General features: G+C 43.8%; 11 protein-coding genes. 3 read left to right on the top strand and 8 right to left on the bottom strand.

Annotated elements, in window-relative coordinates:
- Positions 1–42: 42 nt before the first annotated feature.
- The 5 genes from LYZ37_RS22945 to LYZ37_RS22925 form a co-directional block, all read right to left on the bottom strand.
- Positions 43–402, bottom strand: a complete 360-nt coding sequence (locus tag LYZ37_RS22945; RefSeq protein WP_272787774.1) for a response regulator — start codon at positions 400–402, stop codon at positions 43–45.
- A gap of 2 nt (positions 403–404) precedes the next feature.
- Positions 405–689 (bottom strand): STAS domain-containing protein, encoded by a 285-nt coding sequence (locus tag LYZ37_RS22940; RefSeq protein ID WP_272787773.1) that lies wholly within the window; start codon positions 687–689, stop codon positions 405–407.
- 359 nt (positions 690–1,048) lie between these two features.
- A complete protein-coding gene (locus LYZ37_RS22935) occupies positions 1,049–3,046 on the bottom strand; it encodes a tRNA(Met) cytidine acetyltransferase TmcA (RefSeq protein WP_272787772.1) in 1,998 nt (665 codons plus the stop codon).
- A 92-nt stretch (positions 3,047–3,138) separates the two neighbouring features.
- Positions 3,139–4,110 (bottom strand): ParB/RepB/Spo0J family partition protein, encoded by a 972-nt coding sequence (locus LYZ37_RS22930; RefSeq protein ID WP_272787771.1) that lies wholly within the window; start codon positions 4,108–4,110, stop codon positions 3,139–3,141.
- 7 nt (positions 4,111–4,117) lie between these two features.
- A complete protein-coding gene (locus LYZ37_RS22925) occupies positions 4,118–5,335 on the bottom strand; it encodes a ParA family protein (RefSeq protein WP_272787770.1) in 1,218 nt (405 codons plus the stop codon).
- A 1,238-nt stretch (positions 5,336–6,573) separates the two neighbouring features.
- Between LYZ37_RS22925 and LYZ37_RS22920 the strand changes: the two genes are divergently transcribed.
- Entirely contained in the window at positions 6,574–8,544 is a 1,971-nt protein-coding gene (locus LYZ37_RS22920; protein WP_272787769.1) for a replication initiator protein RctB domain-containing protein, read from the top strand.
- A gap of 438 nt (positions 8,545–8,982) precedes the next feature.
- Here the strand turns inward: LYZ37_RS22920 and LYZ37_RS22915 are convergent, their stop codons facing one another.
- From LYZ37_RS22915 to LYZ37_RS22905, 3 genes are read right to left on the bottom strand one after another with little or no spacing between them, the layout of a single operon-like run.
- Positions 8,983–9,459: a transcriptional regulator gene (locus LYZ37_RS22915; protein WP_272787768.1), complete on the bottom strand. Its 477-nt coding sequence runs from the start codon at positions 9,457–9,459 to the stop codon at positions 8,983–8,985.
- Complete coding sequence (locus LYZ37_RS22910; RefSeq protein WP_049845875.1) at positions 9,456–10,388, bottom strand: ATP-binding cassette domain-containing protein; 933 nt, start codon at positions 10,386–10,388, stop codon at positions 9,456–9,458. Before LYZ37_RS22910 ends, LYZ37_RS22915 begins: the two co-directional genes overlap by 4 nt.
- Entirely contained in the window at positions 10,385–11,233 is an 849-nt protein-coding gene (locus tag LYZ37_RS22905) for an ABC transporter ATP-binding protein (RefSeq protein WP_004746310.1), read from the bottom strand. Before LYZ37_RS22905 ends, LYZ37_RS22910 begins: the two co-directional genes overlap by 4 nt.
- 360 nt (positions 11,234–11,593) lie before the next feature.
- On the opposite strand from LYZ37_RS22905, the gene LYZ37_RS22900 reads away from it, so the two are divergent.
- Entirely contained in the window at positions 11,594–11,791 is a 198-nt protein-coding gene (locus tag LYZ37_RS22900) for a PA3496 family putative envelope integrity protein (protein ID WP_004746308.1), read from the top strand.
- Between the two features lie 163 nt (positions 11,792–11,954).
- Positions 11,955–12,164, top strand: coding sequence for a DUF3283 family protein (locus tag LYZ37_RS22895; RefSeq protein ID WP_171320359.1), 210 nt, complete (start codon positions 11,955–11,957; stop codon positions 12,162–12,164).
- The last annotated feature ends 14 nt before the right edge of the window (positions 12,165–12,178 follow it).

The raw sequence follows: 12,178 nt of genomic DNA, 5'->3' as shown, positions 1-12,178 counted from the left end.
ATTGTAGCCTCACCAATTGACGTTGCTGTGAGAAAAAACCGTTTAGATGACGCGTTTTAGTGTTTTTAATAGCGTATCTGGGTTAAACGGCTTCACTAACCAACCAGTTGCTCCCGCAGACTTACCTTGTTGTTTTTTATCTGTACTGGTTTCTGTCGTCAGCATCAGAATCGGGATAAATTTGTATTGAGGTTTTTCGCGCAGTGCTTTGACTAACTCGAAGCCTCCCATATTTGGCATGTTGACATCGGATATCACCACATCAAATTTGGATGTAGTCACTTTGCTTAACGCATCTTTCCCATCGTTTGCGGTTTCAACGTCATACCCAGCATCACGCAAAGTGTGACTCACCATCTGACGAATTGAGACGGAATCATCCACAGCTAGAATTTTAGTCATATTTACAGTTCTCCAACTTCGGTGCTCATATCAAACTGATCATCCAGTCCAAGTGTACTAATAGCTTCGATCAGTGACGGAGTAGGTTGTACTAATTGAATGTCTATCTGATTGGATTTGGCAGAGAGGAATAATGACGCCAGCGCCTGTATACCTGCGGCATCAACGCGGCTAACGTGCGACGCATCTATGCTAAGTTGGTTGTCTTGGCCAAGCCACGTTTTGTATTGAGTTGCGGAGTCGAGCACTGTAGAAATATCTACTGACTCAGGTAACAAACATTCCATGTTTTCAACCTTAACTGCTTTGTTATTATTCCTAGCCGATATTAAGCATGTTGCCTAAGAATGAGTGTAGGAAGGAATCATTAATTCGCAAGTTACTGATATACGTAAAAGGACAGAGTTTATGTGGAAATATCTTAAGTAAAATGAGTTTATCTATATTTTTTAGATAATTACATCGAATTACATTGATGCAAAAAAATGTGACTTTTTTACTAGGATTGAATCAATTTTGATGAGCCTTGTTTAGGCGTATTCAATTTACAGTGTAAAAAAGTGGTTGTTTACACTGTAAATTCTTAAAGCTGTTTGTGAGAGCATCACTCTTTTACAGTGTAAATCGGGAGGACGAAAGGACGAATCTAGCTGCCACTACTGATTGAGGTAAGAAGTTGAGCTCTAAACTCTTGTTCGATTTGCTTACTCCCTGCAAAACCAAACTCCTTTGCACACCATTGCCAGTCTCTACGTTGAACCACTTTTCGAATGAACAAATCACTCATGCTTGCGAGAGCATGGGGTGATTGTTTCCACCATAGATCAAGCAACGGCGCAACGCTATCGAAGCTCGCTCCGCCGTGACAATAATTTTTTACTAGGCTATTCAAGTTAGGCTTTTCAACGGAAGCATTATCTTTTGTGAGTAAACTACGGACAAGTTCAATCTCAAGTTCACGGTAAGTTTCACTCACGGCATATTGAAAAGAGAGGTCAAAGTAATCCTCTACCTGATGACACCAATCTAGACCACCATTCACCATGACCAGTGAGTATGTCCCACTCGCCTGCTCTCTTTGACTGCCTAGCTTAGCGGGAACAAAACCACAGCTACGCCAAAAATCGACCAGTTCCGAAGTGGCACCAAAGCTGGTGGAGCAGAAATCATAACCCCTATTCTGGATAAGTTGCTTGACCATCCCCTTGCCGATGCCTGCTCTCTGCATACTTGGGTGAACAGCGATACGCATGACTCTTTGGCTCGATAGAAGAGCGGCCTCAGTGATACCCAGTTGATTAGCTAAAAGGCTAGGAACTAGATGCCCTCGGGGACGACGCTTTCCTAACTGAACTTGCTCGACCAATTCCGGAGATAACCTCCCCTCTTCTACCGCAAGCATGCAACCAAGGCATTGGTCATTATCCAATATCGCGTGCAACTGTATCGCATCATCTTCTAGCAACAACATTAAGTCATTGGGTGAGGTCTGATAATGAGCGTTCACCAATAACGCAAAGCACCTTCTTAGAATCGAAGGCTGCTCGACAAGCATCTGCTTATCGAGCTGAATAAGTGGATTCAACGAAGCTGGCTGTTTCACATCGGACAAGTCAGCATCTAATAAGAAGGCATCAAAAAGCCATTGCTCAAGCGGATCTCCTGCACTCCAGCGAATAGGCGCATCTAGATGGAAAAACTGTGCGCCTGGACGTTGCTGCTTGAGCCAAGTTTGGAACTTAACCGTAAAGCCTCGGCCACATCCTTCATAACCATGAATCGTGGTAGAGAAAACAGCGCGATGATGCTGCTCAACCATGGTTTTCAACATCGGGATTGGGATAGCAGATGCTTCATCGACAAACAGACAATCACACGCTTGCTGGCTGCGAAGCAGTTCATCGGGGGCGACAAACTCTAGCACTGATTGCTGAAATTGAATTCGACCTTTATCTGCAGTAGCTTGAGGTAACAGCCGTTGAGCATGCTCGAAAACTGGCTGCACGGTGGCTAAACTCGGCGCCGTCACCACGATATGAATAGAGCGCTCTTGCATCAGTTTCGCAGCTGCAATACCTAGCGCACTGCTTTTTCCTCTACCACGATCGGCTGTCATCACAAGCGGACGCTTGCGATGCCCTTCGACGACTTTTAGGATTTTCTCAATGGCTTGGTTTTGCTGGTCGAACTTATCATGCGCTTGATACTCTCGACTCTGAGGGATTGATAGCTCGCCCCCCTCCTCAACAACAATGAGATTGTGAAAAGCGTTCTCTAGCCATCTGTGAGCGAGCGTTGGATTGCTAGTTTGCTCTGGTAGAACAATCACCAGTCCGCCACCTTTGACACAGCCTGTTGCGGCAGTGAAACTATTGGCGTCAAACCCATCTCGAAAATCACAGCACAACAATAGGCATTCCTGCCCTAAGAGTTGTTGGCCTTTCTTGTAACCGACATGCTTTTCAACTTCACGCTTACTGCCACCTCCTAGGAAGAAAACCTCCTTACTCGCAACCAAAGAAAGGAGCGTATCGAGGCATTGCGTCTGCCAATGTTCACTACCTTGTAAGACGACACCATAACGATGATTAGACTTAGCGGATAACGCGAACAAATTGGAAAAATAGTCTTTGATTGCAGTCATGAACTCATAAGCGCGATAAGATTGGAATTAGCGATATTATGGCATAAAAAAAGCCGCAAAAAGCGGCTTAATGAATCAAACAGGGTGATGGGTTAATTTAGCTTATTCGCCACTAAGTCTAGTAACTCTTGCATCAACGCATCATCAACCTTCTTCAAGTTTAACGTCAAGTTGCTGCCTTTGCGGGTATAGCTTGCGCGCCCTTTCACTAACTCTGTTTTAGCCACAGCGGATTTCTTAGTTGGTGATAGCTCTTCAATCCAAGCTTCGATGGTTTCAGTCACTTCTTTAGTGATACGCGCCACCCCTTGAGATTGAGTGCGCTGCCAAACAAAACCTTCATCTGAGCTGCACTTATTAAGAAGCTTACTCTGCTTATCTGACTCCAAAGCGTTATATTGCTTGTGCAGTTTAACGATAGTTGGGCGACCTAGTTCCGCCACATTTGGGTAAGCTTGTAGAAGCTCAAGTGGAAGATCAGCAGCTTTGAGTGCGCCACTCACAAGTGCTTCACTGCACTGGAACATCTTGGCCAATGCTTTTTGATCTTCTGCTTCACCACTTTCTAGCTTAGCCAGCATCTCACGACCTTTCTCATACAAGGACAAAGGCTTGTGAGCGTTAGCGACGTCAGACAAGAACTTCGCGTGTTCGGTGCTGATGTTCTCACCGACATAGATCATGAATTCTTTGTCAGCAAGAATACATGACATGCGACGGCGGCTACCGTCGAGCACTTCAATCTTACCATCTTCGCGTCGACGACCCACGGCTGGATATTGCTGACCACGCTCTTTCAACGTAACCAACACATCTGATAGCGCATGCTCATTTAAGAACGACTGCTCACGAGCGTTTTCTGCAAATACAACCGTTGACTCACCTATTTTTTCAGCAGGAATACGTACTAACTCGAACTGAACTTTCTCTTCACCCGCAACGGCCAACTCAATCACCTGAGCTTGTTCTTTCGCCGCTTGTTGCGCTTCTTGCGGTGTAGTGACATGACGCTTATTCGCCTTGCCAAATAATCTCGCGTTTAAATCTGAAGTTTTAATTGCCATTTTCTAATTACCCCTGATTTAATGATGACCAATGACTATGCAGAACTCGTTCAAGTTCTAATGCACTTTTCTGTACCGCATCTTGCGCAGTCGCTAGGGTCTTCTTACCCCCTTCAAAGTCGCCTGTCGTCAAATCAAATACTGTGCTGTAGGTATCGGCACATGTTTCAAATGCGCGGCTACGAGGAATGGTAGCCATCGTCACTTGATCACCTAATAGATAGTTCATCTCGGTCAATACCGCGACTTGCTTTTTGTTGTCATCTTCAAACATAGTCGGCATTAGACGAACAAACTCAAGCCCTTGCCAATCTTCCGGGAACATTTCGTATACGGTAGGTAAATGCTGGAAGAAGTTAACCGTTGATGCCCAGTCTAAACGTTTCGCCGCACACGGAATAAGTAACGCGTTTGAAGCGTACATAGCATTCCATACCAGTGGATCGACGTGTGGGCCCGTATCAATCATGATGACATCGAAGTCGTCAGCAATTTGATCGATCAGTTTTTCCTTCAGCAGCTTAACGATATCTAAAGACTGATTCTGCGATAAGTGTTGCCACGCTTCAGCGTTAAACATTGCGTCTTCTGGGAAAGCAGAAACCGTTTTTAAGTTTGGATACTGCGTTGGCAATAGGACATTCTTATGTAGAAACTCGTTATCGACTTCTACCCCATCTGGCACATTATCCAACATGACATCAACGGCTGAATAGATGTTGTCGTGATCGGTCAGACTAATTTGTGGGTTTAAGAATAGACGAAGTGACCCCTGAGGATCTAAATCGATAAGACAAATACGGTAACGCTTATCTAAATTGAGCGCCAAACACGCCGCGAGGTGTACAGCCGTCATCGATTTACCTGTACCACCCTTTTGGTTTTGTACATTGATGATCCACGGTTTATTTTCGCTATTCTTTTTACGCTCATGAAACTTTGGAATGCCAGCGGCATCCATTAGCATGTGTGCTTCTTGCAAAGAGATAGAATAGTGATTGGCATTGTTCTTAGTAAATTGATGGCCAGACTCTTCAAGCTTGCTAATTGCATCATCCAATTTGCGTCGTGTTAAGCCTGAACGCGTTTCCATCAACGCTTTCGACATTGGAGGAAAGTGCTCATCGCTACGTTCTTCCAATACTATTTCAATACGATCAGCTTGAACCTGAGCTGTTTTTTCCGCTAGCTGAATGAGACTCTCAATCGTATGTTCTCGTTTCATTTGCCAAATTCCGTTATTAGTGACCTAGAAGTTATTGTACAGCACTTTGCGTAACATACAATAAAAAGGTGAACATGCAATTATAGATATTAATCACATTAAATAGAAATATGACATGAATTTTAACGTCAAGGAGCAAAAACAGGTCAAATGATTGTCAAAAAATCCCTAACAATCCCTCTAAATCCAACAAACAATAAAAGTGTTACAGTATCACTTATTTACAATGTAAAAAATTCTATGAACCTATTTAATCGTCTATCTCTTCGGAACGATTAAGAATTAGCTCTAATTTACGGCTAGTGCAATTTTGACTTAAGTTTCGCAACTGAATTAGAAAACGACAGCTCAAGTAGCCAGCGTTGATAATATTAAAAATCAAGCGCGATAACATTTAGTCGGAACAATGATCAAGGAAGGTATGGTGATCATGCTTTCGGTAACTTTTACTACTTAGGGAACGATGATCAAGGAAATTTCAGTTCAGAAACAAGGGGATTCTAGATCCTAAACAAATGATCAAAGATCGGAACAATGATCAAGTAACACTATCTACCGGAAGCATGAAAAAATACCATCGAATTACGGACGAATGCAGATGGACTAAGAGATAAGAGCCGACAAGGCATTAAGAGAACGAATTGTTGAACGACAACTTAATCAATGCAGGAACGATGTCATTTACTTGATCATGCTTTCGAAACAATAAAGACTAGCGATTAAGGCACAACAAAATAGACAACCTGTCGTTCAACTAAAGATATTGTTCATATAGCAATCAATATCCTTTGTTACATCCTCTTCCTTGATCATTCTTTCGTAAACTAGAGTAGGAAAAAGGCAAGGTTTTATCGTCCATCCCAAACAGTTATCCTTCATCCTGTGGATAAAGTGTGTAGGGTAGATGATCATGCTTTCGCAGACACGTTGATCATAGATTCGAATCAACGATGATCATCGTTCTAGTAATATTTGATCATGCTTTCAAAGACTTATTGATCATGCTTTCGGGGTTTTCATGATCATGCTTTCCAAGCGCTAAAAAAAAATCCCTTTATCTACATGCACTTACAAGACCAACGACGCTCGGATCAATAGATCATATAATCAATTAAGATCAGATTAATCAAAAAGATCAGTTATTTAAAAGCAATAATTTTTTCTTTATTTATGATCTTTTTTTCTTTATTCTTTCGGAACTATAGCGATATTACGGCTAGTGTGACACGGATCTAATAATGAGCTCAGACGAAAAACTACTGATCAAAGCGCCAAGAAGCCACAAAGATGGACACTTATTTGAAGTATCTGAAGTTGCTGTTAATTGGATAGAGCAGTATCAACACTTCAAAGGCGTTACCAAAAGTATCGTCGAACTTCTTAATCTTATCTCCCTAAGAGGCTTTAGCAGCAAAGACGGATTAGTTTCAACCACTGAACTGATTGATGCGACCGATGGCCAAGTTACTCGTGCTGCTATCCAGCAAAGGTTACGCGCAGCAGTCAATATTGGTTTGTTTCAACAAGTCCCGGTTCGTTTTGAAGAAGGACTGGCGGGCAAAACCATGCTGCACCGTTTCGTTAACCCTAACCAGCTCATCTCCGTGTTAGGCGCTACAAGCCTGGTTACAGAATCGGTAAAACAAACGGAAAAACAGAAACGTTCAAAAGCACTGGCGCAAACTCAAGTCAATAAACGCTTGTTGAATGAGCATGGCTTAAACACGCCACCAGCGATGAAAGACGAAGCGGATCAGTTTGTGGTTTCACCAACTAACTGGGCAGGTATCATAGATCAAGCTTTAGCGCCACCACGTACCCGCAAAAGCTACCAAAAGAGCATGGTGTCGATCTCTGGTACACGCGCTGTGATCGAAACACGATCCTCTAAAAATATTATGACGGTTGATGATCTGATGACCTTGTTCGCGCTGTTCACTTTGACGGTGCAATATCATGAACATCACCAACATCAGTATCAGTTAGATGGTACTCATGTGCCGAATAAAACCCCGCTGTACATCACGGATATTCTTTCCTTACGTGGGAAAAAAGACAGTGGTCCTGCTCGTGATTCTATTCGTGACAGTATTGATCGAATTGAGTTTACTGACTTCCAGTTACACGAACTGACTGGTCGATGGCTTAGTGAGAACATGCCAGAAGGCTTTAAGAGCGATCGTTTTAGATTTTTGGCCCGTACTATTACCGCATCGGAAGAAGCTCCTACAGAGGGCGCTGACGGCGAAATTCGTATTAAACCAAACCTATACATCCTAGTTTGGGAGCCGTCGTTCTATGAAGAACTGCTTACGCGCGATTATTTCTTCCTGTTTCCGCCTGAAATTCTAAAGCAGCACACATTAGTGTTTCAGTTGTATAGCTACTTCCGCAGCCGTATGTCTCGCCGTCATTCAGATGTGATGTTACTGAGTGAGTTGAACCAGAAATTGGCCCGAAACATTGAATGGCGTCGCTTCTCGATGGATTTGATCCGCGAGTTGAAAAGACTAGCTGAAGACAAGGGCACCGAAGATCTGTTTTTGGTCAATCTTTGGGGTTACCACCTAACGATCTCGGCAATGATCGAAAATGGCAAAGTCAAAGATTATCAATTTGATATCAAGTGTGATGCCGAAGAAGTCTTGCGTTACTCGCGCGCCCGAACCACCAATGCGGGTAAGCGTAATATGGCGCCAACCTTGCCAAACCCGCTTCGTAACGAAATGGTGTCAAAACAGCAGCTTGAAGAGATGTCTCAGATCATCGATGGTGAATTTGAGCCAATCCAACGCAAAGAGCGTTCACCGCGCGGTAAGTTAGGCCGTCGTGTTAAGCAACGTAAGCACCTGGTTGAGATCAATGCGGATGAGATTACCATTACTCTATCCAAATATACCTCCTCAGAGGCTCTAGAACGCTCTATATCGGCTTTAGCCGCTATGACAGGGCATTCCCATAGCTCAATTCAAGAAGAGTGTCTGGAGTTGATTGACAAGCTTGATTACCTCCGAGTCGGTCAAGAGGCGATTCCTTACGAGACGCTAAGCAAGATGGTAGAGCTCTACAATGGTCAAAGTGAGAACAAGCATTTGTCTATTGAGCGCTTAATTGCGGGCTTGGCTGTTCGTCGTAAGGTATGTAAACAAGTTTTTGAAGGTCACCTAGACGAAACGGTGTTCAGAGCGCTAGATGAGGTGGCAGTTTAAGCCATCAATTAGGGCAAGATATGAAGCCAGCGATTCAAACGCTGGCTTTTTTGTGTTTATTTACGCTGATATACACCTTGTTACATTCTTTGCGCTATTGAACAGAGCTACTACATTCCCCTGACAGTGCACTGACATTGGCTCAGGAGCAGTTGGATAATATTTATCCCGAATAGACAACCTTTTGTCCTTTCTGATGAATGAGGGATAGGATTATCCCTGATAGATTGGCTCATATTGTTACATTCATTCTGAATATTTTGCGAGTTCTCCGAGCTCGCTTTTTTTTGCCTAAAATTCAGCAGGTTATCTGATTACTACGAAACGATGATCAAGGTAATCTCCCTTGATCATCTTTCCGTTATTGCATTGAGTCTATCGTGTGGAGCAGGGGAGAGCTCTTGCAGAGCAGGTGTCACTGACTGATGCAGTGAACCTTTAGTGTTTTACACTCGATATTCCTTGATCATCGTTCCGCGGTTCATTCCAAGCATGGGCTGCCATAAACTGAACATGGGCATCGATCAACTGATGAGACTCTTCCTGCCAGCTGCAATGACTTTGTTGATTGCAGAACTCCAAGCTTAATACTGTCAGGTGCTGCATGCGCTTCATAGACCAATCTTTTAGTTCTAGCTCACTGGCCGGATTCGAAACCACATTTTGCAGTCTGCTATAGGCCAGTTGCAGAAACTGGTACGCTTTATCAGGCGCGTCGTAACGAGCATGATTAAAGATACGCAGGCAACCATCTAACCAACAGGCAATCGCCTTACTTTGTTGATCGGAAATTAACGGCCCCCAAATTTGCTCTGGAGGTGACAGGATCAATGATTCAAGATTATTCCCTTGATCATGCTTTCGGTGTTGATACCAGATCCCGATCTGTTCTACCCACGTATCTAATTGACTCATGCTGCCTTAACCCAATGTTTTACAAAGTGATTTGGTCCGACTTGATCAAACCCTTCTTTAACAATCGCACTTTGCTCACGGATCTGATCGGCATCTAAAGAATAGTTTGGTTCATTTTCCACTAATTGACCAAATGGCAGATCGGGATCGGGTACCGCAGAGATCAGTAGCTTAGTGTAAGGATGTTGCGGATCGGTTAAGATCGCTTGAGTATCACCCCATTCAACAATCTGCCCCTTGTACATAACCGCCGTTTCTTCGGCAATGTAGTGCGCGGTCGCAAGGTCGTGGGTAATGTACAAAAAGCCAATACCGAGTTCTTTCTTCATTCGTTGCATCAGGTTGAGGACACCAAGACGAATAGAGACATCTAGCATAGAGGTCGGCTCATCAGCAAGAATGACCTCAGCGCCTACCGCGAGTGCTCTTGCCAGATTCACCCTTTGTCTTTGGCCGCCGCTTAGCTCATGTGGGTACTTGTCTAATGTATCAGGAGCCAGTTCCACTAACTCAATCAGCTCCTTCAGCCTAGCGGGAATATCGGCTTTGTTTGCCACTTGTTTGTGTATCTTCAGTGGACGAGTTAAATGGTGCTCAATGGTTTGGGTTGGATTTAACGAGCCAAATGGGTCTTGAAACACCATTTGCACCTTGCTGCGATAATCCAGCAGCTCTTTTTTACTGGTGATTTCATCGATGTTCTTACCGTTAAACAGGATCTCGCCAGATGTAGTTGGGTAAACCTTGGTGATCAAGCGTGCGCAAGTACTCTTACCGCAGCCAGACTCTCCAACTAGCGCTAAGGTACGGCCTTTATGCAGGTTGAGGGTTATCCCTTGCAGGGCTTTGAATCGCTCAACAGACGCAAATCCTCCGCCAATAGTGAACTCTTTAACCACATTGTTAAGTTGAATGATGGGTTGGCTCATGCGAGGGCTCCTTGCTGTTGATGTTTACCTTCGTGAATGTTCGGGAATGAAGCCCATAGCTTTTGTGTATATGGGTGCTGAGGGTTGTTGCGAATTTGCTTAGACTGATTAACCTCGACAATTTCGCCATGGCGCATGATGGCAATGCGATCGCACAATTGGCTCATCAGAGCTAAATCGTGGGTAATAAACAGAACCGAGAATCCAAACTCTTCACGTAGCTGATAGATTTGCTGCAATATCTCGCGCTGGACCACCACATCGAGTGCTGTAGTCGGCTCATCCATAATGATTAGCTTTGGATTGAGCGATAGAGCAATCGCGATGACCAATCGCTGTCTCATACCACCACTGAACTGGTGAGGGTACTCAGTGAGTCGCTCTCGGGGAATGTTGACTAAATCAAGTAGCTTTTCCGCGCGATCTTTGGCTTGTTCCTCACTCATGCCTCTATGGTGGCGCAGTACATCGGCAAATTGCTCTTGAATTGGCAACACGGGATTAAGTGAGTTCATGGCACTTTGAAATACCATGGCAATTTCGCTCCAGCGGATAGCACCGAGATCTTTATCGGATAGCCTAAGTAGGTCTTGCCCCTCGAAATGAATTTCACCGCCAGATATAAACGCAGGTGGCTTATGTAGACGATTGATCGCAAAAGCGATGGTGCTTTTTCCACAACCTGATTCGCCGGCAAGGCCAAATATTTCACCTTTACCAATGTCAAAACTGACTGACTTCACCGCGTTGAAGTCGCCCGTGTCGGTAATGTAGTCGACACATAAATCCCGAATCTTGATGATCGGGTCTGCATGATAGGCATGCGTGCTGGTTAGTTTACTCATAATCTTACTCAAAAACACAAAAGATAATGATTATCATTAACTCTTATTTTTTGAGTGAAAAGAAGTACGATTGAAAACAGTGAAGTGACTCGAAAAATGCGCTCAGAATGTGTTCAGCACTGGGGGCTTGAGAAGAAAACGCTGAAGAAAAAATGAGACCCGGATCGCCTTCATTTCTGTAGGGGTAATCCTTTAAATGTACTGTGCGACAACGGCAGGCGCAAAACTTATTTATACAAAAAACAGTAAGAGTTTCTGAACTATTAGCACAATCACATTATGGAGCTAAAATTCTTAACAAGGGGCGAGAGGTTTTGCTACAGATTACCTGTCCCTAGCATGGTTTGTTCGGAGGTTATTATGTCCATTAATTCTATTGACCATGATGAAATGAGTAAAATTGCTGGCAAGTGGGACTTCACGGAAGAAGTAGAGTCACAAAAGCCGACTAAGGGTGCCAAATCTGCCGAAGCTCGTCGTCGTATCGAAGCATTAAAAGAGATTCGTGAGAGTGGGTTAACTATCGAAGAGGCAAAGGAACTAGGCATTCTGCACTAGTTGTGACACACATATGCGATTACCTAAGGGGGGCACAGGAAAGCCCCCCTTTGTTTTTGAGAGTTTTTTGATCTAACCCTTCACTCCCACTGCAATTCCTCGCTACATTCGCGTTGGGTGTGGTATATTCCCTCCCCATATTTTTACAGATTTAAATTTTGCTATGTCGATAAACCTGTCAACTCTCCCTGCAAGCGAAAAAAACAAGATTGAACTTGATAAGCAAGCCTCATTTTTGGTTTGGAAGCTTCGTGAAGCGAAAGCTGTGCCTGATGAGATTGATCAGGAGGCAGCCAAAATTGCCAATGAAGAAGAAAAGGCTTCATTCCTAGAGTCTGTAGCTAAATATAAGCGAGTAATGGGCGTCGCGTAACGTAACCATTTCCT

Source organism: Vibrio tubiashii, assembly GCF_028551255.1.
GTDB lineage: Bacteria > Pseudomonadota > Gammaproteobacteria > Enterobacterales > Vibrionaceae > Vibrio > Vibrio tubiashii_B.
Note: the sequence above shows the minus strand (reverse complement) of the source record. Positions and strands in the feature narration are given on the sequence as shown.

Excerpts from the sequence above, each read along its gene's own strand:
- LYZ37_RS22910 (WP_049845875.1), bottom strand. The coding sequence starts at position 10,388 with ATGAGCCAACCCATCATTCAACTTAACAATGTGGTTAAAGAGTTCACT.
- LYZ37_RS22940 (WP_272787773.1), bottom strand. The coding sequence starts at position 689 with ATGGAATGTTTGTTACCTGAGTCAGTAGATATTTCTACAGTGCTCGAC.
- LYZ37_RS22915 (WP_272787768.1), bottom strand. The coding sequence starts at position 9,459 with ATGAGTCAATTAGATACGTGGGTAGAACAGATCGGGATCTGGTATCAA.
- LYZ37_RS22895 (WP_171320359.1), top strand. The coding sequence starts at position 11,955 with ATGTCGATAAACCTGTCAACTCTCCCTGCAAGCGAAAAAAACAAGATT.
- LYZ37_RS22935 (WP_272787772.1), bottom strand. The coding sequence starts at position 3,046 with ATGACTGCAATCAAAGACTATTTTTCCAATTTGTTCGCGTTATCCGCT.
- LYZ37_RS22905 (WP_004746310.1), bottom strand. The coding sequence starts at position 11,233 with ATGAGTAAACTAACCAGCACGCATGCCTATCATGCAGACCCGATCATC.
- LYZ37_RS22920 (WP_272787769.1), top strand. The coding sequence starts at position 6,574 with ATGAGCTCAGACGAAAAACTACTGATCAAAGCGCCAAGAAGCCACAAA.
- LYZ37_RS22945 (WP_272787774.1), bottom strand. The coding sequence starts at position 402 with ATGACTAAAATTCTAGCTGTGGATGATTCCGTCTCAATTCGTCAGATG.
- LYZ37_RS22930 (WP_272787771.1), bottom strand. The coding sequence starts at position 4,110 with ATGGCAATTAAAACTTCAGATTTAAACGCGAGATTATTTGGCAAGGCG.
- LYZ37_RS22900 (WP_004746308.1), top strand. The coding sequence starts at position 11,594 with ATGTCCATTAATTCTATTGACCATGATGAAATGAGTAAAATTGCTGGC.
- LYZ37_RS22925 (WP_272787770.1), bottom strand. The coding sequence starts at position 5,335 with ATGAAACGAGAACATACGATTGAGAGTCTCATTCAGCTAGCGGAAAAA.